Annotated in this window: 22 protein-coding genes; 12 read left to right on the top strand and 10 right to left on the bottom strand. The window is 40.5% G+C overall.

Annotation, left to right across the window (positions count from 1 at the left end; genetic code table 11):
• The first annotated feature begins 302 nt into the window (after positions 1-302).
• The 4 genes from cls (at position 303) to BrL25_RS09255 (ending at position 4,845) form a co-directional block, all read left to right on the top strand.
• Positions 303-1,820: a cardiolipin synthase gene (cls, locus tag BrL25_RS09270; protein WP_018669669.1), complete on the top strand. Its 1,518-nt coding sequence runs from the start codon at positions 303-305 to the stop codon at positions 1,818-1,820.
• A gap of 276 nt (positions 1,821-2,096) precedes the next feature.
• Positions 2,097-3,473: an aspartate kinase gene (locus tag BrL25_RS09265; protein WP_018669670.1), complete on the top strand. Its 1,377-nt coding sequence runs from the start codon at positions 2,097-2,099 to the stop codon at positions 3,471-3,473.
• A 181-nt stretch (positions 3,474-3,654) separates the two neighbouring features.
• Positions 3,655-3,927 (top strand): hypothetical protein, encoded by a 273-nt coding sequence (locus tag BrL25_RS09260; protein WP_018669671.1) that lies wholly within the window; start codon positions 3,655-3,657, stop codon positions 3,925-3,927.
• A gap of 105 nt (positions 3,928-4,032) precedes the next feature.
• A complete protein-coding gene (locus BrL25_RS09255; RefSeq protein ID WP_018669672.1) occupies positions 4,033-4,845 on the top strand; it encodes a class I SAM-dependent methyltransferase in 813 nt (270 codons plus the stop codon).
• A gap of 112 nt (positions 4,846-4,957) precedes the next feature.
• Here BrL25_RS09255 and BrL25_RS09250 read toward each other — a convergent pair whose 3' ends face one another.
• The 7 genes from BrL25_RS09250 to BrL25_RS09220 all read right to left on the bottom strand — a co-directional run bounded on the left by BrL25_RS09250 (position 4,958) and on the right by BrL25_RS09220 (position 11,955).
• Positions 4,958-6,007: a polyamine ABC transporter substrate-binding protein gene (locus BrL25_RS09250; protein ID WP_018669673.1), complete on the bottom strand. Its 1,050-nt coding sequence runs from the start codon at positions 6,005-6,007 to the stop codon at positions 4,958-4,960.
• Between the two features lie 30 nt (positions 6,008-6,037).
• Entirely contained in the window at positions 6,038-6,826 is a 789-nt protein-coding gene (locus BrL25_RS09245; RefSeq protein ID WP_376786050.1) for an ABC transporter permease, read from the bottom strand.
• Between the two features lie 10 nt (positions 6,827-6,836).
• The gene (locus BrL25_RS09240; RefSeq protein ID WP_018669675.1) at positions 6,837-7,685 is read right to left on the bottom strand and encodes an ABC transporter permease; all 849 of its coding nucleotides are present in this window, start codon (positions 7,683-7,685) and stop codon (positions 6,837-6,839) included.
• Positions 7,682-8,656: an ABC transporter ATP-binding protein gene (locus tag BrL25_RS09235; RefSeq protein ID WP_018669676.1), complete on the bottom strand. Its 975-nt coding sequence runs from the start codon at positions 8,654-8,656 to the stop codon at positions 7,682-7,684. Before BrL25_RS09235 ends, BrL25_RS09240 begins: the two co-directional genes overlap by 4 nt.
• Positions 8,657-9,053: 397 nt before the next feature.
• Positions 9,054-9,893 carry an ABC transporter ATP-binding protein gene (locus tag BrL25_RS09230; RefSeq protein WP_018669677.1) on the bottom strand — a complete coding sequence of 280 codons (840 nt, stop codon included), beginning with the start codon at positions 9,891-9,893 and terminating at the stop codon, positions 9,054-9,056.
• A gap of 14 nt (positions 9,894-9,907) precedes the next feature.
• On the bottom strand, positions 9,908-10,945 hold the full coding sequence (locus BrL25_RS09225; RefSeq protein ID WP_018669678.1) for a FecCD family ABC transporter permease: 1,038 nt from the start codon (positions 10,943-10,945) through the stop codon (positions 9,908-9,910).
• On the bottom strand, positions 10,942-11,955 hold the full coding sequence (locus tag BrL25_RS09220) for a FecCD family ABC transporter permease (protein WP_018669679.1): 1,014 nt from the start codon (positions 11,953-11,955) through the stop codon (positions 10,942-10,944). The genes BrL25_RS09225 and BrL25_RS09220 overlap by 4 nt, the downstream gene beginning before the upstream one ends.
• 186 nt (positions 11,956-12,141) lie before the next feature.
• On the opposite strand from BrL25_RS09220, the gene BrL25_RS09215 reads away from it, so the two are divergent.
• Positions 12,142-13,146, top strand: a complete 1,005-nt coding sequence (locus tag BrL25_RS09215) for an ABC transporter substrate-binding protein (protein WP_018669680.1) — start codon at positions 12,142-12,144, stop codon at positions 13,144-13,146.
• 63 nt (positions 13,147-13,209) lie between these two features.
• Here BrL25_RS09215 and mutM read toward each other — a convergent pair whose 3' ends face one another.
• Complete coding sequence (gene mutM, locus BrL25_RS09210; protein ID WP_018669681.1) at positions 13,210-14,022, bottom strand: bifunctional DNA-formamidopyrimidine glycosylase/DNA-(apurinic or apyrimidinic site) lyase; 813 nt, start codon at positions 14,020-14,022, stop codon at positions 13,210-13,212.
• 227 nt (positions 14,023-14,249) lie between these two features.
• Between mutM and BrL25_RS09205 the strand changes: the two genes are divergently transcribed.
• Both BrL25_RS09205 and BrL25_RS09200 read left to right on the top strand, forming a co-directional pair.
• Positions 14,250-15,425 carry a THUMP domain-containing class I SAM-dependent RNA methyltransferase gene (locus tag BrL25_RS09205; RefSeq protein WP_018669682.1) on the top strand — a complete coding sequence of 392 codons (1,176 nt, stop codon included), beginning with the start codon at positions 14,250-14,252 and terminating at the stop codon, positions 15,423-15,425.
• A gap of 66 nt (positions 15,426-15,491) precedes the next feature.
• Positions 15,492-18,347: a DUF4855 domain-containing protein gene (locus tag BrL25_RS09200; RefSeq protein WP_018669683.1), complete on the top strand. Its 2,856-nt coding sequence runs from the start codon at positions 15,492-15,494 to the stop codon at positions 18,345-18,347.
• Between the two features lie 100 nt (positions 18,348-18,447).
• Here BrL25_RS09200 and BrL25_RS09195 read toward each other — a convergent pair whose 3' ends face one another.
• Both BrL25_RS09195 and BrL25_RS09190 read right to left on the bottom strand, forming a co-directional pair.
• On the bottom strand, positions 18,448-19,698 hold the full coding sequence (locus tag BrL25_RS09195) for an MDR family MFS transporter (protein WP_018669684.1): 1,251 nt from the start codon (positions 19,696-19,698) through the stop codon (positions 18,448-18,450).
• A gap of 403 nt (positions 19,699-20,101) precedes the next feature.
• Positions 20,102-20,584, bottom strand: coding sequence for a TspO/MBR family protein (locus BrL25_RS09190; protein ID WP_018669685.1), 483 nt, complete (start codon positions 20,582-20,584; stop codon positions 20,102-20,104).
• Between the two features lie 208 nt (positions 20,585-20,792).
• Here BrL25_RS09190 and BrL25_RS09185 point away from each other — a divergent pair, with 208 nt between their 5' ends.
• From BrL25_RS09185 to BrL25_RS09165, 5 genes are all read left to right on the top strand, one after another.
• Positions 20,793-21,905 (top strand): aminopeptidase, encoded by a 1,113-nt coding sequence (locus BrL25_RS09185; protein ID WP_018669686.1) that lies wholly within the window; start codon positions 20,793-20,795, stop codon positions 21,903-21,905.
• Positions 21,906-22,138: 233 nt separating this feature from the next.
• On the top strand, positions 22,139-23,077 hold the full coding sequence (locus BrL25_RS09180) for an RluA family pseudouridine synthase (protein ID WP_018669687.1): 939 nt from the start codon (positions 22,139-22,141) through the stop codon (positions 23,075-23,077).
• 54 nt (positions 23,078-23,131) lie between these two features.
• Positions 23,132-24,430: an HD domain-containing protein gene (locus BrL25_RS09175; RefSeq protein WP_018669688.1), complete on the top strand. Its 1,299-nt coding sequence runs from the start codon at positions 23,132-23,134 to the stop codon at positions 24,428-24,430.
• On the top strand, positions 24,423-24,932 hold the full coding sequence (locus tag BrL25_RS09170; RefSeq protein WP_018669689.1) for a YwgA family protein: 510 nt from the start codon (positions 24,423-24,425) through the stop codon (positions 24,930-24,932). Before BrL25_RS09175 ends, BrL25_RS09170 begins: the two co-directional genes overlap by 8 nt.
• 133 nt (positions 24,933-25,065) lie before the next feature.
• Positions 25,066-25,662 (top strand): hypothetical protein, encoded by a 597-nt coding sequence (locus BrL25_RS09165; protein WP_018669690.1) that lies wholly within the window; start codon positions 25,066-25,068, stop codon positions 25,660-25,662.
• The last annotated feature ends 3 nt before the right edge of the window (positions 25,663-25,665 follow it).

Raw genomic sequence — 25,665 nt, 5'->3', positions numbered from 1 at the left:
CATCTCCCTTAATTAAAATTATTATCAGAAGAAAAATATTTTAATTACTAATTTATAATTATTATAAAATGAAAATTATTTTTGTCAATGGAAAATGCTAAGTATGAAATGCAGGGACGTTTGCAACGATTTACATTGTAAAAATAGAAATAATCTCGTTCAGTTAAAGCCAGCAGGTACGATTCTGCTGGCTTTGTTTAATTCCCTGAGATTACTACTCATGATTTGGAAGGAAAGTAGGTAACCTACAAACAAATGAATTATTTTCCTACATTGATCGGACGAAAAGTGAGGGTGGTTTTATGCTTCATTTCTTTTGGATTTCAACAATCATCCATCTTAGTATTACGCTTATTTTTACAGGATTTATTATTACAGAAAAACGTATGCCAGAACGTACATTAGCATGGATTTTTGCTGTGTATAGCTTCCCGGTGCTTGGAATTTGTTTTTATTTTTTTGCAGGGAGACATTGGAGGAAAGAAGATAAGGATCGACAGCATGAAAAACATCAGGAGATTGTAACTCAAAACATCACCGAAACTCAGCAGATGTTAGCTAGAGGATGTACAAATGGAGCCACCCAATCAGAGGGTACTAGTAGTTTGGACTCGTCTATTACAAAGATGGTAAGACTCATTCAAGCGAATGCAGATGCTAAGCTCACACAGGGGAATCACGTGGAGTTATTTCATAAAGCGGCTCCTTTTTACACTGCTTTATGGGAGAAAATAGACAAAGCTATGTATCAGATTCATGTTTTGTTTTATACAATTGAAGGAGATTATGTGGGACGATCTCTGATTGATTTACTCAAGAAAAAGGCTGAGCAAGGCTGTGAGGTACGAGTTATTGTTGACGATATAGGAAGCAAAACCTTTCCTGAGGCTTGGGCCGATGAATTGTGCCAGGCTGGTGGACAGTTCTACAGATTCAGTTCACGTAAGCATTTACGGACTTTTATACGCCTTAATTATCGTAATCACCGCAAGATCGTCGTGATTGATAATGATATCGGATTCTTTGGAGGATGTAATATTGGAAAAGAATATGTAGGGGAAGACCCTAAGCTGGGGTTTTGGCGAGATACTCATATACAGGTAACTGGAGAAGCTACATGCGAGCTTCAAAAAATCTTTATTCAAGACTGGAAGATGGTATCTGGTCTTACCATAGATATGACCAATTCTGCTACAGAAAATAGTTATTCTGAGACGCAGAAGCAAGATGAAGAGGTGTACAAATCAATAGTTGAACCTACTTATGAGCACAAGAATAAGCATATGATTCAGGTGGTAGCGACCGACCCTAGAGAACGTTGGGAACCAATTCGCCAAGCATTCCTGCAAATGATCATGCGTGCAGAAAAATCGGTAAGAATTACTTCCCCCTACTTTATCCCCGATGAGGTATTGCTGGTAGCTTTGTGCACGATTGCGCAGGCAGGAGTAGAGGTAACGCTTGTCCTACCAGGCATTCCTGACAGTAAGCTGGTCTACTATGCTTCCCAAAGCTTCCTAGATGAGTTAAAAAAAGCAGGGGTTAGCATTTATCTGTACGACAAGGGTTTCTTACATGCAAAAGTGCTACTAGTCGATGATAATCTAGCATTAGTGGGAACGAGCAATTGGGATTTCCGGAGTTTTTATCTCAATTTTGAAGTTAACGCGCTTTGCTATGGAAGATCACTTTTGATTCAAGAGCTAACGAAACAATTTGAACAGGATATTAGTAATAGTAGGATAAGCAGAGAAGAACCTAAATTAATTGGGCGTAAATATGTAGAATCTGTAGCCCGGCTATTCTCCCCTCTTCTCTAATGATCACGCCATAAAAATTTTTGCACGAAATGTACACCTCACAAGGACAATAGTTTTCATGGAATGGATTATGTGGTAGAGTGTAAAAAGTAGAAGGTCGAATAAGGGGATGCTACCTGCCATATCAGGAATGGTAGCATCTCATTCTTCCTTATTTTGGGATGGAACTGTAAAAAATTATGAAATGTGAGCTTGTGTAATAGACATATGGAAAAGCAAGAGGTAGGATAGTGTACAACCCAAAGAGAAGCAATACAGAATGGTGGAGGGAACGACATGAAAGTGTGTAAATTTGGTGGTACTTCCTTGGCTAATGCCGAACAGATTCGAAAAGTATGTCAGATCATTCTGAATGATGAGACTCGTAGGCTTATCGTGGTCTCAGCTCCTGGAAAGCGTTATAAGGAAGATGTTAAGGTCACTGATTTACTGATTACATTTGGGACCAAACAGATTGAACACGGGCAGGCTCAGGAGGAATGGCAGGCGGTTGTAGATCGTTATCAAGAAATTTGCTCCGAATTACAATTATCACCAACATGCATAGGGGCAATCATTGCTGACCTTCAAAAATTATTACAATGGGATGGGACAGACTCAGAAGGCTTTATGGACGTTGTAAAAGCATCAGGAGAAGATAATTGTGCCAGAGTGGTTGCTGAATATCTAAGAACGCTAGGTGCTCCTGCTACGTACATTAATCCGAGAGATGCGGGTCTTCTAGTCAGTGGTGAATATGGCAATGCTCAAGTACTTCCAGAAGCTTATGAGAAATTAGCTTTATTAAAAGAGAAAGAAGGATTGCTAATATTTCCTGGTTTTTTTGGTTATACACAGGAAGGTAAGCTAACAACCTTTTCACGTGGAGGTTCTGATGTGACCGGCTCCATTTTAGCCGCTGCTGTTAGAGCAGAGCTGTATGAAAATTTTACTGATGTTGATTCGGTGTACGCGGTAAATCCACATTTAGTTCCTAATCCATGTAAAATAAAGGAGATAACGTATCGAGAAATGCGGGAATTATCATACGCTGGGTTTTCGGTTTTCCATGAGGAAGCGTTAATACCTGCTTTTCGAGCGGAAATTCCTGTTTGCATAAAGAATACCAATAATCCCACAGCACCAGGTACAAAAATTGTGACCAGACGGGATAATTCTTCACGGATTGTAGCCGGTATTGCTAGTGATGTGGGATTTTGTCGCATTTATGTGAGTAAATACTTGATGAATAAAGAGATCGGCTTTGGTAGAAGACTTTTGCAGATCCTTGAGGAAGAGCATTTGTCCTATGAACATAGTCCATCTGGCATTGATGATATTACGGTCATTCTTCGCCAGCATCAGCTCACTAAGGAGAAAGAGGCTCGAATTGTATCTCGCATAAAAAATGAGTTGCATGTGGACGATGTGCATGTACAATATAATATGGCTCTTGTTATGCTGGTAGGAGAGGGAATGCGGTCTTCTGTAGGTATTTCTGCTCGGGCAGCAACCGCGCTTGCCATCGCAGACATTAATATCGAAATGATTAACCAAGGATCATCTGAAGTGAATTTAATGTTTGGTGTAAGAGCAGGGGATGCAGATCATGCTGTCATAGCTTTGTACCAAGAGTTTTATAAAGAAGAAGAGCTTTCGCTAGGAATATGCTAAAATAGATAAGTGCAAGGTTGTCCGTTGTCTGGACATGATTTCCTACGTGTAACATCAGAGATACCCCTATTCAAGGTTGATAGATCGTACATGATTTGGATATCTTATAAAGGTAGAACAGACAACAAAACAGGCACGGATATTCAACATGTAAAAGAAAGGGTGAGGAAACATGTCGACAATGAGATGTATCACTGTATTTACAAACAATTACAGCGTATTTTCTGAAATTTATCAGGTTGTTCTTAAAACACCTTTAGCTGAGGATGAGGAAAAAGAAGTAGAAGGTGTTACCATCAGCGACGCAGGGGAAGTACCTGATGAATATATCGAAATGATGAAGCAAAAGCCAGAAGTTGCTGTTATGAAAATTAAAAAACAGAACATCACAATTCTGCAGCATGGAGAAGTTTTTGAAATTCTTATGCCGTTGAGCGAAGCAATTACTGCTTAAGTATTCACATTGGATTAAGTGGAATACGAGGTATCAGTAGAGCCACCCATTCATACATTAGGGAAAGAAGAACTTCTATCCAGTATGAAATGAGGTGGCTTTGTTTTGAATATTTATCTTGATTATCCTGTAGTTCCTCTGCCACGGCATGGATATGGAAAACCCCCGCATGCTAAATTACAACAGAAAATGGATACCGAACGTAGTACGTATAAGGAATATCTTGAGGAGACTATGAAGCATGTTGATGCATTAGCTACTATATCGTTAGATTATCCTCAGAGTGATAAAGAACCGTTTTATCGCAACAATTGGCTGCCTTTACTAGACGGTGTTGCCATATACACTTTCTTAGCAAAGCATAAGCCAGCTAGATATGTGGAGGTAGGATCAGGTAACTCTACAAAGTTTGCGCGTAAAGCTATTCGTGATCTCAATTTATCAACCAAGATTATTTCTATTGATCCACAACCGAGAGCAGAGATTGATTCTTTATGTGATGAGGTGATTCGCCAAACCTTAGAGACGATCCCCATAGAATTTTTCCAACAGCTAGAATCAGGGGATATCCTGTTCATTGACAGCTCACATCGTTCGTTTACTAATTCTGATGTAACGGTTGCCTTTTTAGAGATTCTACCAATAGTAAAGCCAGGTGTAATCGTTCAGGTTCACGATATTTTCTTGCCGTATGATTATCCACATGAATATATGCAGCTCTTCTATTCTGAGCAATATTTATTGGCATCTTATTTATTAGGTGGTTCCAAGTTGAAGCTGTTATTCCCTAATTTTTATGTAGCTGAGGATCGAGAATTATTTAGTATGTTAGAGCCACTATATATAAAGCTGGGTGTTCTTAGTACCAATCCGATTTGTGAGGGATGCTCTTGTTGGCTAGAAGTTCAACCTGATTAAAAATTTTTTATAAATAAAAACAAGTTTAGCCTAGACTAGCATGTACATAGTCAAATAAAAACCTGTCGCCTACGTTTTTTGTAGACAACAGGTTTTTTTGTTTCAGGTTATCTTAACGACCGCTTTTTAGTTCCGTCCATAGACGATCGTATACTTGCAAGGTTTCGCCGACATCTTTTAACCACTCGGTACGACTCATCTCTTCAGGAGTCAGGAAAATCATTTTATTGTTGCGATACTCTTCGTTATGCAGAGGATGTGCTTTTTCATTTGGATTGCTATAGCCGATTTTTTCATAGTTTTTCACAGATACGGCAGGGTCCATCATATAGTTGATGAATTCTTCAGCTAGTTTTTTGTGCTTAGCGCCTTTTGGAATGGCGAAGGTATCAGCAAAAATAGTTCCGCCTTCTTTTGGAACAACGTAGCCAATGTTGTTATTTTCCGGATAAATAAAGGCTGCATCACCAGACCAAACAGTACCAATCCAAGCTTCTTCCGCAATGAATTTTTGTTTGATAGTGTCTGTATCAAATGCTAATAGGTTTGGTAACAGTTTTTTCAAATCAGCATTCGCAATATCTAATTCTTTTTCACTGATTGTACTGTTAGAGAAGCCATTTTTTTTCAGGGACATGCCCAAAGCTTCACGGGAATCATTTAATACTACGACGCGACCTTTATATTTTGGATTCCATAGATCGCTCCAGCTTGTTGGTGGCTCTGTTACATACTTCTTGTTGTATGCAATTCCAGTTACACCCCATGTGTATACTACAGAGTACTTGTTGTCCGGATCATACGGAGGTGTTTTAAAGGTAGACACCAGGTTTTGCAGATTAGGGATCGCTGATTTATCCAGTTCTTCTAGCAGGTTTAATTTAATCATAGTATCAACCATGTAATCAGAAGGCTGAATAAGGTCAAATTGGGCACCACCAGCCTGAACCTTTGCTAGCATATCTTCATTGCTGGAGAAAATGGCATAATTGACTTTAGTATCGAATTTTTGTTCAAAATCCTTGATAACATCCATGTTAAAATTATCAGCCCAGCTGTAGATGTTTAGAACTCTTTCTTCTTTTCCACCATTAGATGAACATCCAGTCAGGGCAAGTACAGTAGTCATAACGATTGGCACAATGGCCTTAAGTAAACGCATAGCATATCCTCCTCCTGAGAGATAAAATTTTTATTCTTGAGTGGTTTTATTTCCGGTACCTTTAAAAGCAAGTGATTCTGCAAGGACAATTAATACCACAATCACAAGAATCATTATTGTGGATAGAGCATTTAACTCTGGAGAGACACCACGTTTGACCATACCATATATATATAATGGCAACGTAGTAGAATCCGGTCCTGCTACAAAGAAGCTGATTACGAAATCATCCAGCGACATCGTAAACGTCATTAAAGCAGCTGCAATCAGTCCTGGGGAAATAATTGGCAAAGTAACATAGCGGAACGTATTAAACGCGGAGGCACCCAAATCTTGGGCTGCTTCCTCCAGTTCCTGCCCCATACCAGCTAAACGAGCAGTAATGATGACCACCGCAAACGACAAGCTAAATGTGATATGAGCAATAATAATCGTTAGTTTACCCAGTGGCATATACAATTGGCTAAACATGACGAGTAAGGATAATCCCATTAGAATATCGGGAATTAAGATTGGTAAATAAATTAACCCATTGAATGCTTGTTTAAAGCGAAATTTGTAACGATGGAGGGCCAAAGACAGAAAAGCTGCCAGAATGGTAGTAACCACCGTTGTAATTACGGCAATAATCAAGCTGTTCATCAATGCATCTAGCACACGATCGTTTTCAAACAGCGACGTGTACCACTTTAAGGTGAATCCTGACCAAGTGGCATTGATCCTCGAATCATTAAAAGAATAGAGGATGAGTACGGCGATCGGTAAATATAAAAACGCGATAATCGCCAAGGAGTAGGCAAACAGGAGATTTTTACGCATTTTCATAGCCTCATCCTCTCCCTTCTTGTTTCTCTTGCATTTTGGTTGCGCGATAGTATAAATAAATCATAATGATCGAGAAGAGCACAATCACCATGGATAATGCCGAACCAAATGGCCAATCACGTGCAGACAAGAATTGGTTTTGAATAACATTACCAAATAGTGAAGACTTGGCCCCACCCATTACATCTGGAACGACGAACATACCCAAGGAAGAAACGAATACTAATATACAGCCGCTTACAACCCCCGGCATAGTTAGAGGCAGGGTAATGTGCCAAAATGTTTTGGCTGGTGTAGCTCCTAAATCATAGGCAGCCTCCAGCTTTTTACGATCTAGCTGTTCCAAAGAGACATAGATCGGCAAAATAATAAACGGCAACAACGCATAGACCATCCCGAGCAAAACAGCCCCTGGTGTATACAAGAGCGTGAGCGGTTGGTCGATAAGGCCAAGCGATTGTAAAACAGTATTTACCAGACCTTGTGTACGTAAGATGATGACCCAAGCATAAGAGCGAACCAGAAAATTAATCCAAAATGGAATCATCACTAATAAGAGCCACATGTTCTGCCACTTACGATCTAGTCGCGTAATCATATAGGCTAAGGGATAACCTAACAGTAGACAAATGAAGGTCGTTCCCAAGGATACTAGTAAGGTTTCGATAAAAATTTGTACATATAGCGATTCAAAGAATCTAGCATAGTTAGCTAGTGTAAATTCGTAGACGATTTGTCCGTATACTCCCCGCTTAAGAAAGGAGAGTATAACTACAAAAAGCATTGGAACTAAAAAGAAGATCGTTAACCAGAGGAATCCTGGGAGAGCGAGTAGCTTTCCTTTATTTTTCAACGCAGAATCACCTCATCTTCTTCCGCCCAGAATACACCAACTCTCTCGCCTTTGTACCAAGAGCCTTTTTCGTAAAGATGTGCAGTAATAACGATGTCGTCCTCGGCGCGGACAAACACTTTAAAGATATTACCTAAGAAAATAATATCTTCAATGATGCCTTGGCTCTTATGTTGAGCTACTTCTTCATGTTCTTTATATAAACGAATCTTTTCAGGACGAACGCCTAAAAGACCTGCTTTTGTATTCATGATATTGTTCTCACCAATAAAGGTTGCAACGAACAAACTGTTTGGCTTGTAATAAATCTCTTCTGGTGTACCCAATTGCTCAATTCGACCTTGGTTCACAACCGCGATTCGGTCTGACATAGACATAGCTTCATCTTGATCATGCGTCACATAGATAAAGGTAATGCCCAAATTGCGCTGGATATTTTTTAATTCAACCTGAAGGTTTTTACGTAGTTGGTAGTCTAGAGCACCAAGTGGCTCGTCCAATAATAATACCCTTGGATTATTAATGATCGCACGGGCAATTGCAACACGTTGCTGTTGTCCACCAGATAGCTGTTTTGGTTTACGTTTCTGATATTCGGTCAGTTGTGTAAAGTGCAACACTTCTTCCAAACGAGTCTTTTGTTCGGCTTGTGGCACATTTTTCATCTTTAAACCAAAAAGAATGTTTTCAGCAACGGTCATGTGTGGGAACAGAGCATAATGTTGAAATACCATGTTCATATCTCGTTGGTAAGGAGGAATTTTTGTTACATCCTTTCCATCAAGGTAGATATGTCCTGAGGTAGGCTCTTCAAACCCAGAAATCATGCGCATCAGCGTCGTTTTTCCGCATCCGCTGGGACCGAGCAAAGTGATGAATTCACCTTCCTGGATTGACAGTGAAAATGCGGGAATGACCACGTGATCATTAAAGCTTTTTTCCACTGAATCCAAGTGTATGATCGTTTTCATTTATCATTTCCCATCTCTATATAAATTTAGTAGTTCTCACCCATTTTTCTCTAAAAAAACGCTAAATATTAAGATATATCATTGAGCCAATAAATTCAATGAAATCACAAATAAAAAAGCAAGAAAAAATCTCCATCAACTAGCGACGGAGACATGTTCATCGTAAGCGTGCAAGTAGCCTCGTAACAGTTATAAGAGCAATATGTATTCTAGATAGATTGTCTGTCAGACACAATTCATTTATGAATGGCAAAAACTATCACACGAGGATTGTAACGTGAAAGACAATCGTTTGTCGAGTTCTAGAGCTAAATATCCACAAAATAATCTACATTTGAATGATGACTTTTATGGAGATGATTTATGCTTCAAATACATTACATGTGCTTACGTAGTTTTAGGTAGCGCGTCGTTGTGCTTGCAAAATCTCACCTTGTGTAGGCTGTAGTAACATGCGACCATTTCCCACAGGGATACACATTGGTGTACCGTACAGAGGATCGGAAATAATTTTTGATTGCATACGGAAAACATGTTCAACCATTCTTTCCGTCAGCACTGTTTCAGGACTACCTTGAGCATAAATTTGTTTATTTTGAACAGCAATTAAATGATGCGCATACCGACATGCTAAATTAAGATCATGTAGCACCATGACAATTGTAGATGCACGTGTCTGATTTAATTCAAATAAAATATCAAGCACTTCAATTTGGTGGGTCATGTCTAGATAGGTTGTGGGCTCATCAAGCAAAATAATATCTGTATCTTGAGCCAGTGTAAGAGCGATCCAAGCACGTTGGCGTTGTCCACCGGAAAGCGAATCAATTGGACGGTGAGCTAGCTCTGTTAATTGTGTTACTTCTAGAGCAAAGGCGACTTTTTCTTCGTCCTCAGCAGTCCATTGTTTGAGCCAGTTTTGGTGTGGGTAACGCCCTTGTTTAACTAATTGCAAGACAGTTAATCCTTCAGGGGCAATCGGACCCTGTGGAAGAATAGCCATTTGCTTGGCGATCTCTTTTGTTGTTTGTTCTGCAATAGCTTTGCCATTTAATAATATATGTCCTGTTGATGGTTTTAATAATCGAGCCAAGGAACGAAGAAGAGTGGACTTCCCACACCCGTTGCTTCCAATTAAAACAGTAATTTCACCCTTAGGAATACAGAGACCAAGATTTTCAATTATAATCGAATCCCCGTATTGCAGGGTTAGCCCTTTCGTTTCTAGAGCAGACATTGCATCTCATCTCCTTACTTATTACGATTTTTAACCAATAGAAATATGAAGAACGGCGCTCCAATGAGGGAGGTGAAAATTCCTACAGGTAGATCAAGTGGTGCAAAGACAGTGCGAGCCAAGAGATCAGAGACTAAGACGATTACGGCACCCAGCAGTGCCGATGTAGGCAATAAAGCTCCAAAAACGGGACCTACTACCTTTTTTGCAATATGAGGGGCTAATAGTCCAACAAAGCTGATTGCCCCACCGATGGCCACAGCAGCTCCGGCTAATGCTACGGAAAAGGACAATAGGATGAGACGATGTTTTTCAACAGCGGAACCAGCTCCTTGGGCCACATCATCCCCTAATTGTAGCAGGTTAACACTACGACCATATATGAAGGCGAGTAACATAAAGCAAGCAATCCAAGGAGCTAGCATGGATACGGTATCCCATGAGGTTCCATAGACACTGCCCGTTAACCAAATTTTAGCCTTTGGCGTTAAATAAAGTGGGCTAGCAACAGTTATTAAGGTGGTAAGAGCGGTTAAAATCTCTTTTACACCGACTCCTATCAAGACGAGTCGTACAGGGGTTACCCCTTTTTTCCAAGCTAATACATAGATTAGTAAGCCTGCAATACCGGCTCCTAGAATCGCAAACAGAGGAAGCCAGAAAATACTAGCTGTCTCAAACAAAACAATGAAGACGACTGCCGCAACACTAGCCCCACTGGTGATACCAATGATATCGGGGGAAGCGAGTGGATTGCGAATGATGCTTTGAAGGATTGCCCCTGATACACCAAGCCCCATTCCAACTAGCATTCCTGTCAAAAGACGGGGCATGCGAAATTTCATGACAATTAGATTTTCTTGGCCACTACCTAGTCCAAAAAAGACTTTTATAACATTCCATGGAGAAATGGGATATTCGCCCACTCCGACGCTACATACCATTGCCATAAACGTTAGGAACAGAATAGTAAGAACGATCCAAAGCACACGTCTTTCCATTAAATAGGAAATATTCGGTTTTTTAAGACGAAATACAAGTGATTTCCTCATGAACGAAGCATCCCCTTTCGAATGACATAGATGAAGAAGGGAGCTCCAAATAAGGCGGTCATTACACCGATTGGTAATTCCTGAGGCATCGCTATGGCTCTGGCTAATATATCAGAGATGACAAGTAAAATTCCTCCAAATAACCCGCTGTACAATATTGTCCACTTCATATCATTTCCAGTAAGATAACGTGCTAAATGGGGAGTAAACAGACCAACAAAGCCTATTGGTCCGGCCACAGCCACCGAACAGCCGGATAAAATAATCACGACTACACCCATTCCGATCTTTAACAAAAGCGTTTGTTGTCCCAAGCCTTTTGCTACATCTTCTCCCAACATGAACGTATTAATTGCTGGGGCTAACAATAGCGCTAAAACCCAAGCGGCGATCATGAAAGGTAACACTTCAATTAGATAGGAGAGCTTGCGATCAGCTACAGAGCCTGCTAACCAAAATAATACTTCCTCTAAGGCTTGTTCATTTGTCACTAAAATACCATTAGTGAAGGAAGAGAAAAGAGCGGTTAATGCGGCACCTGCCAGTGTCATTTTTAAGGGGGTCATTCCATCACGACCAATAGAGCCTAAGATATAAACGGAAATCCCACCTAGCAAGGCTCCTGTAAAACCAGCCCAGGTTAAGGCTTGCATAGAGTTCGCTCCTAAGAAACCAACAGAACAAACAATAGCAAATGAGGCGGCTCCATTAATCCCAAAGATGCCTACGTCCCCAATTGGATTACGTGTCAAGGCTTGCAGAATCGAACCTGCTATACCTAAATTAATCCCTATGGCTGCTGCAATAATACTACGAGGAACCCTTGTTTCCAGAATGACAATGTGCTCATTGCTTTCGTTAAAATTTGTATAAGCTTCTATCAGGGTGTGTATATCAGTATTAATAACACCATAAACAACACTGACCAGCATACAAGCTAGTAATACTAACAATCCGAGTAGCAGACCTGTTGATTTGGCAAAAGGTCGTTCTAAGATGCTCTTTCTCATTACAGTGTTCTCCTATTTTTTTGCATTCTGTCAGTATGATGTGACAGGTGATCAACATAATCTTTTTTGCGAAAGTTCAAATATGTTCTAAGGAAATGTTTTCCCTTGTTGACACATCGAAGTCTGGCATATACGATTATATCCGACATTGATAATCGTTATCAAGAGTTCTGGGGGGAACAACAAATGAAAATTTTAGAAATAGTGCACCAATCACGTTTCATGAAGATTGCTGCGCCAGTTTTGCTACTAATGATGCTTGTCGTAGGGTGCGGTCAACAACCAAACGCTACAACAGAAGCCAAGCCAAGTGAAGCAAAACAAGAGGGCACAGCTTATAAGGTGAAACATGCAATGGGAGAAACTAAATTAAATGGAACGCCTCAACGTGTGGTAGTTTTGACTCGTGAAGGGACAGAAGCTGTTCTGGAGCTAGGTGTTAAGCCAGTTGGCGCCGTGCAATCTTGGGATAAAAAGGACCAACCCTTCTACGATCATATCAAAGCAGATATGGAGGGTGTAAAAGAAGTTGGTGATGAGCTACAGCCCAATATCGAGGCAATCGCGGCTCTACAACCCGATCTCATTCTTGGCGTAAAAATGCGTCATGAAAAGATTTATGATCAACTAAGTGCCGTTGCTCCAACTGTCTTAGCAGAAACATTGCGCGGTGAATGGAAAAACAACTTTAAATTGTATGCGGAAGCTTTAAATAAGAAAGCAGAAGGCGATAAAGTAGTTGCCGATTTTGATAAAAAAGTAGCTGACTTACGTACAAAGGCTGGGGATAAATTAAAAACAGAAGTATCCTTGGTACGTTTTATGCCTGGTAAAACTCGCATTTACTATAGTCAAACCTTTGCAGGAATGTTACTGAATGAAGTAGGTTTTGCTCGACCAAAAGCACAGCAAAAAGATGATTTTGCAGCTGAAATTACCAAAGAGCGGATGCCTGAATTAGATGGCGACATCTTGTTCTACTATACGTACAATAAAGGTGTAAATGACGATAGTGGTAGCAAGCTAGAACAAGATTGGTTAAACGATCCATTATGGAAGAACCTCAGTGTATCCAAGAAAAACAAAGTGTTTAAAGTAGACGATGTCATCTGGAATATAGCAGGCGGTGTACGTGCAGCCAATCTGCTTTTAGATGAATTTGATAAGTATTTGGTAGAGGGAAAACAATAACGTATTGGTAAAAGATAGAGGACTGATCTAGTAGCCTTGAAGGGCTTATGATCAGTCCTTTTTTTAGAGTTGGCAGGTTGGGCAATAGAACACCTTACGGGAAGCCAACCGAGTCATGACGATAGGTGTCTGGCAACGTAAACAAGGCTCTTGGGGGCGGTCATAGACCAAGCAATGATGATTGTACCCTCCTGTAAGGCGATCATCCTTATAAAAACGTTGCTCCATATAACCCCCTAGCTGTAAAGCGCGTGTCAATACTTCATGAAATGCTTGAAATAATGCTTGGATATCTGCTGTCGATAATTCCTGACAATTTTTAAGAGGTAGCTGCCTTGCTTGAAAACATATTTCATCAGAGTAACAATTTCCAATGCCAGCAATGACATGTTGATCCGTGAGAGCTTTTTTTAACACGGTTCGTTTCTTTTGCAACAGCTTGGCTAGAGCATTGGCTGTAAATAATGGCATCAGTGGCTCTGGGCCAATTGGAGCAAGCTGCTGTGATATGTCCTCCTCGTCCGTGTATATATGTAAATAGCCAAGCCGTAACCCATGGAAAAACAGTTTGTTTTGATCAAAGGTGAGGGTAACTTGAGCTGTCCGATCCAATTTGTCGGAATCGGTACCCCAGTACATAAATCCAGATAACATGAGGTGGAGCAAAAGAACCTGATTGTTATTTAGATGAAATAATAGATGCTTGCCCCGACGCTGTACAGTTGTGATGGTTTGATTTAGCAGTGCTTGTTGAAAGGTAGTGACAGGGCAATTGATGGTTCTCTCTCTCGTTACCTCAACATGTCGAATCGGTTTATTTAGGATATAGCGATTTAACATGCTTCTATAATGCTCCATCTCTGGAAGTTCTGGCATAGAAGTATCCTCCTTTTACAAGAGTGGCAATACAAGGATTTGTAACTCTGTTTACCTTCTCCTTATCGTGAAGCCTTCATCAGTAATAGTCTGTTTCAATTTCATGAGAAAAATGAGGAAGAAGTGGAGAACCTTTCGTTTTTCGGGGGAAAATATACTATAATGAGACGAGTTGATTTCAAAAATATCGAGTTCGTGAATAGATGCATAAAGACAGGAGAATAAACATGAAACATCAAGTAGATTTAATCGCGACCGCTGCATTTGGCTTAGAAGCAGTAGTAGCAGAGGAAGTACGTGGGATGGGATATGAGAATGTGCAGGTAGAGAACGGAAAGGTAATGTTCCGTGCTGATATCTCAGATATTCCGCGTACAAATTTATGGCTACGTACGGCAGATCGCATTCGATTGAAAATTGGAGAATTTAAAGCAACCAGCTTTGATGAGTTATTTGAAAAGACAAAGGCGTTACCTTGGTCTGATTTTATTCCAGAGAACGGTCACTTTCCTGTTGAGGGAAAATCAGTAAAGTCGGAGCTGTTTAGTGTATCTGACTGTCAGGCAATCGTAAAGAAGGCAGTTGTGGAAAGCCTAAAGAGAACCTACAATACTAGTTGGTTTAACGAAGAAGGTCCTACTTTTAAAATTGAAGTGGCATTATTAAAGGATATTGCGACATTGACCATTGATACAAGTGGGGCAGGCTTGCATAAACGTGGCTATCGTGATTGGATCGGAACAGCCCCTATCAAGGAAACGATGGCTGCTTCGTTAATTATCCTTTCACGTTGGAAGCCAGACCGTATTCTGATTGATCCGTTCTGTGGTTCTGGTACGATTCCTATTGAAGCCGCTATGATTGGCAGAAATATCGCTCCTGGTATGAACAGAGAATTCGTATCGGAGAACTGGCCGATTATTCCGCGTACAGCATGGCGTGATGCGCGTGCGGAAACTCACGATTTGGCTCAATATGATCGACCGCTTGAAATTATCGGAACCGATTATGATGAAGAGGTTATTAAAATAGCGAGACGAAATGCAGAAGAAGCCGGGGTAGATGACACAATCCACTTCCAACGGATGGATATGAGAGATTTAAGCTCCAAAAAGAAATACGGATATCTGATTTGCAATCCGCCGTATGGAGAGCGTCTAAGTGACTATCGCACGGTAGAAAGATTGTATCGTGACATGGGGCAGGTATTTAGTAAATTAGATACATGGTCTTCTTACGTGATTACCTCTGATGAAAATTTTGAGTCATATTTTGGCAAGAAAGCTAGCAAAAAACGCAAATTATTTAATGGAAACATGCGTGTCGATTACTATCAATTCTTTGGACCGCGTCCACCGCGTCCACGGACTAATTCTGGGGATGTAACAGATCAAGAGAGATAAACGTCATATACAGGGTCGAATACCAAAGATTAGGATCGACTCAGGGAAGGAGAGAGGTTGTTTTTTATGTGGAAAAACGGTTTTACTCATAGGCTTATGAGTGTGGCTACAGCTACTGCATTGTTGTTTACCTCAGGTATCATGCCAACCCAAGCTTTTGCGGCAAAAGAGGGGGATGCTTCTATTCCGGTATCTTCTTCTGCTTATTTAGGAAATGGTGAGTTCGTAGATACGAAAGGTCACTATGCAGAAAAAGCAATTAAACATCTTGCCAGCATGCAAGTCATTAATGGAGTGACGGCTACTGAGTTTAGGCCAAATGCTCAAATATCTCGCCAAGATTTTATTGTGCTGTTATCTCGTGCATTAGGGCTGTTGCCAAGCGAGCATGCAGAAAGTACATTCTCTGATCTCTCAAAAGATAGTGTGTATCAAGCATATGCCTCTACATTAGCTGATAATGGCATTATTAAAGGTAAAGCTGATGGTAGTATGGGAGGGAAAGACCCTCTTACCCGTCAGGAGCTAGCCGTAATGTTAGAGAGAGTTAATCAGCATCTGTCATTTGGAACGACCGAGAAAAAAGCTGATCCTGCTACTTTTTTAGATGAACAAAAAATAGCTAGCTTTGCTCAAAAGGCTAGTTATGAAGCAGTACGTCAAGGCTGGCTAACAGCTTATAAAGGAGCATTTCAGCCTGATAAAATGTTAACGCGTGGCGATGCTGTTGTAGTAGTGGAGCGCCTAGTAGAGCTTCGGAAAAAACAAGCTGACGTAAAAGGCTTTACTGTTAATCAATCCAGCATCAAGATCATGACTGGTATGTCTGAACAGATCAGGGTCAAACCTGAGGGAGATCAGCCATTACCATTTACGCCAATCTTTGCTTTTGACGATAAAGCACTAGGTCATATTTCTGCGGACGGTACTTTTGTAGCGGGTGCAGTAGCAGGTAAAGGAGTTATAACAGTAACGGTTGGATATCAAAGTATCCAAATACCTGTAGAGGTAACAACTCATGGTGTAGTAGAGGATGAGAAAAAGGCGGAGGATCAAGCAAAAACAGATGAAGCCAAGACAAATGGTGCTGAGTCTAACGCTGATGAACCGAAGCAGGCTGAGAATAAGAAACAAACCGTTGATCAAAACTCAACAACTGATCAAAACTCTTCCGAACAAAAGCAGCCAAGTCAGTCTGTAGTATCTGCAACAGAAACTGCCAGTAGCAAAGCAACTAAGGAAGAAAAACAGGAATCAAAAGAGGAAGAGCTGGTAGAAGGTTGGATCAATTATGCTCGAAACGGCCATGTAACCGTAACATCACTCGATCCTGCTGATCCTTTGTTTAATGAGTCAGAGAAAAAATATCCTGGTCCCGCTGGTGGATTAACCGATCCAGCAGATGTATGGACTGGTTATCTTCGCCAAATGGGACGTGAAGTAACGCTTGATTTGAATAAGGTACATACGCTAGATATGGTAGAGCTTACCTTCAGACAAGAGAAAACAAGCGGAATAACACTGCCTTCCGAGCTGGAGGTTGAAGTATCAAGAGACGGTAAAATTTGGGGGTATGCTGGTAAAGCTACTCACGCTGTTTCCCCCGGTGAATTAAACAAGCTTGATCGAACCTTACGTATTAGCTTACCAGAATTGGATGCGCAATATGTTCGACTACGTTTCCCTGTAAAAGTGTTCACATTTGCTAAACAACTGAAGGTATATGGACACGAGGCAGAGCCCGAACAAGCCAAGCTAATCTCCTTTCCTTTAAGTAAAACCAGCACTCCTTTAGAAGATAATAAGGCAGATGACCGGGTAAAGGATATGCTACTGGTATACCATGGGGCATATGCAGATCGTGGTAGTTGGACGAAAGATGACTTTTTACCAATGGCAGGCTATATTGAGCCAGATGGTACGATCCCTGATCAAATGTTTGATACCATGTTGTTTCTTCCATTCCCGAACATGGCCGAAACAAAGGCAGCATGGGAGAATTATATGGACAATCTGTTTGAACCAGGTCGTCAATTGGATGCCTTAAATTCGGCTATGCTAGAAATAAATAAACGACGTAATTCTCTTGTATTAAATACTAAGAAGGAAAAGGTGGTACTAACGTTGCCTTATCCTTCTCCAAAAGTGAGCGATTGGGGTAAGCTAGAGGAAAATGGACCATCCTTATCCTTTGACCCTGCTAAGGTAGGGGAAGAGCAAGCCTATAAAAACCGTTTAGCAGCCGTTACATGGTACAAGGATAAGCTAATTAATCGTTGGTACCAATCAGAATATAAGTATTTAAAGCTAGAGGGAATCTACTGGTTCCAAGAGCTTGTAGATGATGCGGCACCGAAGGAACGCGAGCTGATTCGCAATACTGCCGATATGGTTCATTATCATGGATTCCGGTTCTATTGGATTCCCTATTATGGCGCTCCTGGTTTAGAGGAATGGAAAGATCTTGGATTCGATTACGCTTTCCTTCAACCTAACTATTATCAGGCAAATGAAGTGCCAATAGAACGGGTTCAGCTCACCTTAGATGTAGCTAATAAGTATGGAATGGGTGTAGAGATAGAGGGAGACGAAAAATTCTTACGCGATATGCGTCTCTATCGTACCTACTACAATCAACTAATTGCCGGTCATAAAATCGGAATTGATAAGGACAAAATCCATGCGTATTATTTTGGTTCAAAAAATCTATTGATGGCTTACCAAAGTAAAGAGCAACAAGCCAGAAAGATTTATGATGATACGTACAAGTGGATGAAGGGCAAGTTTGATATGAAAGAGTTCCTTGTCCCTGAGGTAGTGCCAACTCCAGCTACTAAGCCAGAGGATCAGAAAGCCGAAACAGAGAAACCAGTCGATGATAAAAAATCGGCAAATAACGAAAAGGTTGAAACGAAAGAATAACGACATGTGTTGAAATGTAGAACGATGACAGGCCCCTGCCGCTCACTAAGGATGAGAAGCAGGGGCCTAATTTTTTGATGTAGGTTCTATGACAAAGCTTTTAAGCTTGGACGGAATTTTTACGGGCCATGATGGTGAACATCTTTTGATAGCATAGGATACTTAGAACTGCTACACCAAAAATGATCCCGAAAATGATTAGTGGACCAAACCAATTAGATAAGGTAACGAGTAACGGTGCCAAGATGCGTCCAATTGTAAATTGAAGCGTGGAGGCACCCATATACTGCCCGCGTTGATGTTCAGGGGCTAGTTTACTAACGAAGCCTAGTGCAATTGGGGTGCGGATCAATTCTCCAATTGTAAGAACTGCCATACAGAAGAATAGGAACCAGATATTCTCACTAAAAGCCATCATGAAAAAGCCCATCCCACCTAGAAACGATGCAATCACAAATGCTTTTTGATCGCTCCATGCACTAATCCAGCGAGTCATCGCTGCTGTTAGAGTTACTACCATGAATCCATTCAAAGCCATCATCCAACCAAAAAAGGACGTTCCACCTAGAGAGAAGGTCCAATCTCCCCACCATAATAAAGGTTGATTCAATACATGTTCCTTTATATAGATAGCCATGTAAAGATCCATCTGAGAAAAAGCGATAAACACAAAAATACCAGCTAACAAGTAAAGAGAAAAAACCTTGTCACTAAAAATAACTTGAAAGGATTGTAATTCTTTTTTCCAACTGGGTGTTGGATCAACTAAATCTGAGTTAGTCTGAGGTGCCATTGGTCTAGTCTCTTTTAAAACGAAAAAGTAGACGGCAAATAGGATAGTAGTCACGAACATACAGGCTAGCATAAGTTCATCACGGTAATTTACAAAGAAAAAGGCACCAAGCAAAGGGCCGATAACAACCCCTAAATTCATGGCTGTGTAGAACATCGCAAACACAAAGTTTCGGTCCTCTTCGCTGGTCAAATCTGCGATCATAGCCTCACTAGCTGGTTGATACAGAGAGGCACTCAGATTCAATCCGACAAAAGCAAGGTACATCATCCAAGGTGAAGAGGATAGAAAAAATAGGAGGAACATGAGGGCCTCAAATGCTACAGAAATTAGCATGACGGGACGACGCCCCATTTTATCAGAAATACGACCACCAACTAAGCTTATGACAACACTAAGTAACGGGGGAATGATTAATAATACCCCAGCTGTACCCTTACCAAAAGTTTCACTAAAAAACAGAGCCATGAAGGGTAGGAACATCCATAAAAAGATAGAAAATAAGGTCTCTCCAATTAGACGAACCTTTAAGTTTAAATCCCAAGATAGCCAACTCATGAGTTGCACCTCCAACGTGTTTTCTGAGTTATATGTAAGTTGGCTTTCCTCTTTCCCGTTTGAAATACAAAGTGGTTTATGGGCCTGTTAGGGTGTTACTGCTTTAATAAAAAAAAGCGACTATATGCTGAAAAACTTGCTTAACATACAAGTTTATCGCATAAATGCCGCTTCTTTTGTAAGAAACGGGGCCGATAACCGTATAATCCAATCAGTAAAGAAGAAAGCCGATCTAAATAAGCATGCCAAAAAGAATTGATATCCTTTTGACTTTGCTACATGTAGATTAGATAGCTACAACTTCTTTACTGATGAATTTCATTGGTTACATGCCCCTTTATTTTTGGTATTTTTAGATAAATGAAATTCTATCAGGTTTTATATAGATGTGCAAGACAGTCTTTTAGAGATTTATTTGATAAATAACCCATGACATATATACCGTTAGACTGGACCAAAGGAGATACGGAATGAGTAACAGTGCTGCCCAGCGTGAGTATTTTCCTGTGTACAATAGCAATAGCAGGGTCGATATTGCGGTAGCCAGACAATCATAAAAGGCTAACGATAAGTCCTTTTGAATAGACAGGAAAAAGGTATAAGCTTGATTGAGCACGTAGTTAATCGCAAATAACAGATACCAAGAGTGGTTTAGGTTATCTAATCCAACGGTTTTTTGTAATACAACGACTGTGAGAGCAATCAGTGCGTATAATATAAACCATATGATATCAATCACTTTACTTGGGGGAGTCCACTCAGGCTCTGCAAGGGTGTTATACCAGATTTGGTCACTTGGAAAAAGAATACCTGACGACGAAAAAAGAGCTACTATTACTAGGAATAATACTATGGAGGATAATATGCTTGGTTTTTTCTGTGTCATGTATAACTACCTCCTTTTCTTATAAGCTAGTACTTAGTTTATTATTGATTCTGTCCTCCATGCTTATTATTTCTGATCCTCAGACGAATAGCATAGGTAAACAAGAATCTTTTGATAAAATATTTTTAATCAAGAGCACAAAGAGATAAGAAATCTATGCTACAATTTGTAATAAATCCCATTGAGAACGGAATGGAGGAGTTTCATCGTGCAAGATCCACGTTTTAAAAAATTGGCCTATAATTTGTTGCACTATTCTGTTGGTTTGAAGGAAAAGGAAGTTTTAAATATTGAAGTGCGCGGAAACGGGCATGAATTGGCTAGAGAGTTGGTAAAAGAGGCATATGCCATCGGAGCCTATCCTTATGTGGAGATAATTGACACACGAATTCAGCGGGAACTAATGATGAATGCTAGTGCCGAGCGAGCAGAATATCTAAAGAAATGGTCTGAAGGACGTATAAAAGATCAACATGCAAACATCATTATTAACGGGGTTGATAATGATAGTGAGATGTCTGATGTACCAAATGATAAGCGTCAGGAGCACTTTAAGGTACTAAAAGCACTCAGTGATTACATGATAGCTAACGTCCGATGGGTTCTACTCAATTATCCAACCGCTTCCATGGCCCAAAATGCGAGTATGTCGACTGAAGCATTCGAAGATTTCTTCTTTGATGTATGTATAACAGATTACCGGAAGATGCGAAATGCATTCTTGCCCCTACAACAACTGATGAATGAGACGGATACAGTAAGATTAGTGGGACCGGGAACCGATCTGACCTTCTCCATTAAAGGAATTCCAAACGTGATTTGTGCCGGAGAAAATAATATTCCAGATGGAGAGATCTTCACGGCACCTGTGCGTGATTCTGTGAACGGTGTACTTACTCACAATGCTACAACACAATACATGGGGACTAAATTCGAGAATATTAGCTTACGCTTTGAAAACGGAAAAATTGTGGAGGCAACCTCCAACAATACAGAGAAACTAAATGAGATTCTTGATACTGATGAAGGAGCCCGCTATATTGGAGAATTTGCCATTGGTGTAAATCCGTATGTGCTACATCCGATGAATGATATTTTATTCGACGAAAAAATCGCAGGTAGCTTCCACTTTACACCAGGCCAGGCTTATGAAGATGCTGATAATGGAAACCGAAGCATCGTGCACTGGGATATGGTAACAATTCAACGCCCAGAATATGGTGGTGGTGAAATTTGGTTTGATGATGTGTTGATCCGTAAAGATGGACTATTTGTGCTGGATACATTAAAAGGTCTTAATCCAGATGCTTTAAAATCCTAAACGCTATGTAGAATAAACAGATTGATATGGACAAAATGTCAAGGATAGAGCATGCAATAAAAAGTCTGGTGATTCCAGGCTTTTTTTATTGAGACGATTGCTTCCATAGCTCCATTAGGGTTCATAATAAATATTGCCTGATAAAATCAGCTCTACTCGTTTCTAAGTGGCATCCGCCCTCGCTTTTCGTTACAATGAAGCGTAGAAACTGTAGAACGGAGAAAATACTAGCTATGACAATGAAAAAATGGTTGGATCACATTGTAGTCGATCAGGAAAAAGGAATGACTGTTGAGGAGATCGTACGACAAAAAATGTCGGTCTCTGGACGCATGCTACAGCGTTTAACACGGAGTAAAGGAATACTGGTAAATCGTAAAGTCCCCTTTCTTAAAAGGCAGGTCAAGCCTGGGGATGTGATTTCTGTACGCATTTTTGATGATAAACGCGAGCAGGAAGCGCTAGTTATGTTACCGCCAGCACCATTTGAAATCCAGCTGGAAGTTTTGCATGAGGACGAGTATTTTATTGTCGTTAATAAACCAACAGGTATGACTACGCACCCCATTCGTGAGGATCAGCATGATACTTTATTGAACCAACTGGTACTATACTGGCATAAGCAAGGTAAGTCTATCATGCCCCACACAGTCCATCGTTTAGATCGCGAGACTTCTGGTACTATTTTGATCGCGAAGAGTAGCTATGCCCATCAGTTAGCAGATAAGCTTATAAGGGAGGGAAGTGTAGAGCGTAATTACATTGCCCTAGTAACCGGTCGTATGCAACATGAAGCAGGAACAATAGCCGAACCGATCAAGCGAGACCCCATGCATAAAGTAAAGCGTCAGGTACATCCAAAAGGTGAAGAAGCGGTTACTCACTATAAGGTTTTGGCTACAAATGATGAAGTTAGCTTAGTCGATATTACATTAGACACTGGACGAACGCACCAAATTCGCGTGCATTTTGAATACATGGGCCATCCTTTGGTTGGTGATACCTTATACCGGGGTGCTCGAATGGGCTTTTCCAATCAGGCGTTGCATGCCTATCAGCTTTGTTTTACGCATCCAGTGACAGAAGAGCTACTTCAAATCCAAGCACCTATGCCATCAAAGATGAAGCACTTTGTGGAAGACAAGTTTTCTCTCCCAAATTATATGCTATAAAAATAGATGCATGTGAAAAATAAATACTTATGGGGAAGGGTGGAGGTGTAGAGCATGGTAGTACAGAAGCTATTAGATGAGGAAAAGGTTTTTAAAGATCCCGTTCATCGATATGTACATGTCAGGGAGAAAGTGATTTGGGATCTAATTGATTCACCTGAATTTCAACGACTAAGGCGTATCAGACAGCTTGGAACGAGTTATTTTACCTTCCATGGTGGCGAACATAGCCGATTCAATCACTCGTTGGGCGTCTATGAAATTATGAGACGCATCCTAGAGACCTTCGAGGGTCGAGTTAAGCTTCCTTATGAAGAAAAGCTCCTGTGTCTTTGTGCGGCTTTGCTACATGATGTTGGACATGGTCCTTTTTCACACTCCTTTGAAAAAGTATTTCGCTTTGATCATGAGGAATGGACGAGAAAAATCATTATGGGCAGGACGGGCATTAATCAAATTTTACGTACGGTTAGCGATTCGTTTCCTAAAAAGGTTGCGGAGGTTATCGCGAAAACGTATGAGAATAAACTGATTGTTTCTCTTATTTCTAGCCAGATAGATGCAGATCGAATGGATTATTTATTGCGAGATGCTTACTATACCGGAGTCAATTACGGTAATTTTGACATAGAGCGTATTCTGCGTGTGATGAGGCCCTCTGAGGATGGAGTAGTGATTAAAGCGAGTGGGATGCACGCGGTAGAAGACTACATCATGTCACGCTATCAAATGTACTGGCAAGTGTATTTTCACCCGGTGACGCGGAGTGCAGAAGTTGTTCTACATAAAATTTTTAAGCGTGTGAAGGAATTGTTTCATCGTGATTACCGTTTTCAACTAGAACCGACACATTTCCTACCATTTTTCTGTGATCGTATCCAATTGAAGGACTATCTGATGTTGGATGAATCCATTGTTTATTTCTATATGCATCAGTGGAGAAATGAGCCAGATGCAATTTTATCTGATTTGTGTTCACGTTTTTTAGACAGGAATCTCTTGCAATACGTCGAATATAATCCTAGAAATTTCCGAACGGAGTATGAGATCAGGGAATTGTTTCAAGAAGCGGGAATTGATCCCGACTATTATGTAGAAGTTGATTCTACATCCGATTTGCCCTATGATTATTATCGCCCTGGAAAAGAACAAGAACGGATTTCTATCATGTTGGTCAAACCAAACGGTGAGCAAGCGGAATTATCAACGATGTCAGAGATTGTAGAAGCGGTTTGCGGGAAGCGGAGATTTGATTATAAGCTTTATTATCCTGCTGATCTGATAGAATCGCTGCCTGCTGAGCTTGCCCAAAAGATTAAAGAACGACTAGGAGTAGTGATGTCGGATGCATAGAGGGCACGCCAAAATAATGCGGCTAGTGGAGGTCCTTGGTGAAGTAACAGGAAGAAAGAAACTGCAAAAAATGGTGTATATCTCTAAAAAAATGCAGGTGGATTTTGAGGAAAGATTTGAGTTTCATATGTTCGGGCCTTATTCCGAAGAACTGACATTGCGCGTAGATGAATTGTGTAGCTTTGGTCTTTTGAACGAACAGCATGAAAGTAAGGGAGCGATTGAAGTATATCGTTATTCCTTGAACGAATTGGGAAAAGAATTTTTGCACTATCATGATGTAGACCTAGGGATGGGAGAGCGTCTCATTAAACGCCTAAATGAAGAAAATTCCCGGTTTCTTGAGTTGGTTTCCACCATTCTTTATTTTGAGCACTTATCCTATGAAGAAATGCTGGTAAAAGTCTTTACATTGAAAAGCAAACAGCGCTATACAGAAGAGGAAGTACAAAAGGGACTTACTTTTCTTGACGAATGCAGACAAATTAGCTTGCAACAATAGAAGGTACATTCTTGAACCTGCTGGCTTTAAAATCTCGTTTACGCCTATGTGTGAACGAGATTTTTTTTGTCCTACATTAGTAGTACATACTGTTTCATATGAATTATGGAAGAGAGAAGGGGGAGCAAAGAGAATGATTTTGATGAAGAAAAGCAAAAGCTTTTGGAAACGATACTTTGTCATTTTATGGATGATAATTACAGCCTTATTTTCTTTTATGGGTGGAGTTTTGGGGGCTGGGGCACAGGAATTTTGGCCTTTCAAGGAGCGTACAATTACAGCTTGGAAATGGGCAGTGAATGAGAAGATCATACCAGTAGATAAGCGGGGGTTAGCAGAGGCGAAAGCTACAATAAAACAGGGGGAGTTTTTACAAATGATCGTACAGGTAGCCAAGCTATCTGGTCAGGAGGGAGAAGTACCTATCGGAGCAGAAAATCATCCGGCTGCTCCGGCTTATGCAGCAGCTAAGGCACACGGAATCATCGATTGTTCTTGTCAAATTAAGCCCGATGGTGAACTGAGCAGGGATGAAGCAGCAAAATTTATCATGATGACCGTTAATGGAATTACGAATCAGAGTACATTGAGCCTAGAAAACGCAAAGAATTGGTTTTTCAGCAACTCTATGGCAAAAGCCAAACCAGAAAATGAACAAAGCATTAGTCTTGAACAAGCCGTGGATGCACTATACCAAATGAATCAACTTCTGTTATTGCAAGGTAGATGATGA

Source organism: Brevibacillus laterosporus DSM 25 (assembly GCF_002706795.1).
GTDB lineage: Bacteria > Bacillota > Bacilli > Brevibacillales > Brevibacillaceae > Brevibacillus_B > Brevibacillus_B laterosporus.
The sequence above is the reverse complement of the archived record's forward strand: the minus strand, read 5'-3'. Positions and strand labels throughout refer to the sequence as shown.

Excerpts from the sequence above, each read along its gene's own strand:
- BrL25_RS09195 (WP_018669684.1), bottom strand. The coding sequence starts at position 19,698 with ATGAGTTGGCTATCTTGGGATTTAAACTTAAAGGTTCGTCTAATTGGA.
- BrL25_RS09170 (WP_018669689.1), top strand. The coding sequence starts at position 24,423 with ATGCATAGAGGGCACGCCAAAATAATGCGGCTAGTGGAGGTCCTTGGT.
- BrL25_RS09245 (WP_376786050.1), bottom strand. The coding sequence starts at position 6,826 with ATGCGTAAAAATCTCCTGTTTGCCTACTCCTTGGCGATTATCGCGTTT.
- BrL25_RS09230 (WP_018669677.1), bottom strand. The coding sequence starts at position 9,893 with ATGTCTGCTCTAGAAACGAAAGGGCTAACCCTGCAATACGGGGATTCG.
- BrL25_RS09265 (WP_018669670.1), top strand. The coding sequence starts at position 2,097 with ATGAAAGTGTGTAAATTTGGTGGTACTTCCTTGGCTAATGCCGAACAG.
- BrL25_RS09220 (WP_018669679.1), bottom strand. The coding sequence starts at position 11,955 with ATGAGAAAGAGCATCTTAGAACGACCTTTTGCCAAATCAACAGGTCTG.
- BrL25_RS09205 (WP_018669682.1), top strand. The coding sequence starts at position 14,250 with ATGAAACATCAAGTAGATTTAATCGCGACCGCTGCATTTGGCTTAGAA.
- BrL25_RS09250 (WP_018669673.1), bottom strand. The coding sequence starts at position 6,007 with ATGCGTTTACTTAAGGCCATTGTGCCAATCGTTATGACTACTGTACTT.
- BrL25_RS09190 (WP_018669685.1), bottom strand. The coding sequence starts at position 20,584 with ATGACACAGAAAAAACCAAGCATATTATCCTCCATAGTATTATTCCTA.
- BrL25_RS09235 (WP_018669676.1), bottom strand. The coding sequence starts at position 8,656 with ATGAAAACGATCATACACTTGGATTCAGTGGAAAAAAGCTTTAATGAT.
- BrL25_RS09225 (WP_018669678.1), bottom strand. The coding sequence starts at position 10,945 with ATGAGGAAATCACTTGTATTTCGTCTTAAAAAACCGAATATTTCCTAT.
- cls (WP_018669669.1), top strand. The coding sequence starts at position 303 with ATGCTTCATTTCTTTTGGATTTCAACAATCATCCATCTTAGTATTACG.
- BrL25_RS09215 (WP_018669680.1), top strand. The coding sequence starts at position 12,142 with ATGAAAATTTTAGAAATAGTGCACCAATCACGTTTCATGAAGATTGCT.
- BrL25_RS09180 (WP_018669687.1), top strand. The coding sequence starts at position 22,139 with ATGACAATGAAAAAATGGTTGGATCACATTGTAGTCGATCAGGAAAAA.
- BrL25_RS09165 (WP_018669690.1), top strand. The coding sequence starts at position 25,066 with ATGATTTTGATGAAGAAAAGCAAAAGCTTTTGGAAACGATACTTTGTC.
- BrL25_RS09200 (WP_018669683.1), top strand. The coding sequence starts at position 15,492 with ATGTGGAAAAACGGTTTTACTCATAGGCTTATGAGTGTGGCTACAGCT.
- BrL25_RS09260 (WP_018669671.1), top strand. The coding sequence starts at position 3,655 with ATGAGATGTATCACTGTATTTACAAACAATTACAGCGTATTTTCTGAA.
- BrL25_RS09175 (WP_018669688.1), top strand. The coding sequence starts at position 23,132 with ATGGTAGTACAGAAGCTATTAGATGAGGAAAAGGTTTTTAAAGATCCC.
- mutM (WP_018669681.1), bottom strand. The coding sequence starts at position 14,022 with ATGCCAGAACTTCCAGAGATGGAGCATTATAGAAGCATGTTAAATCGC.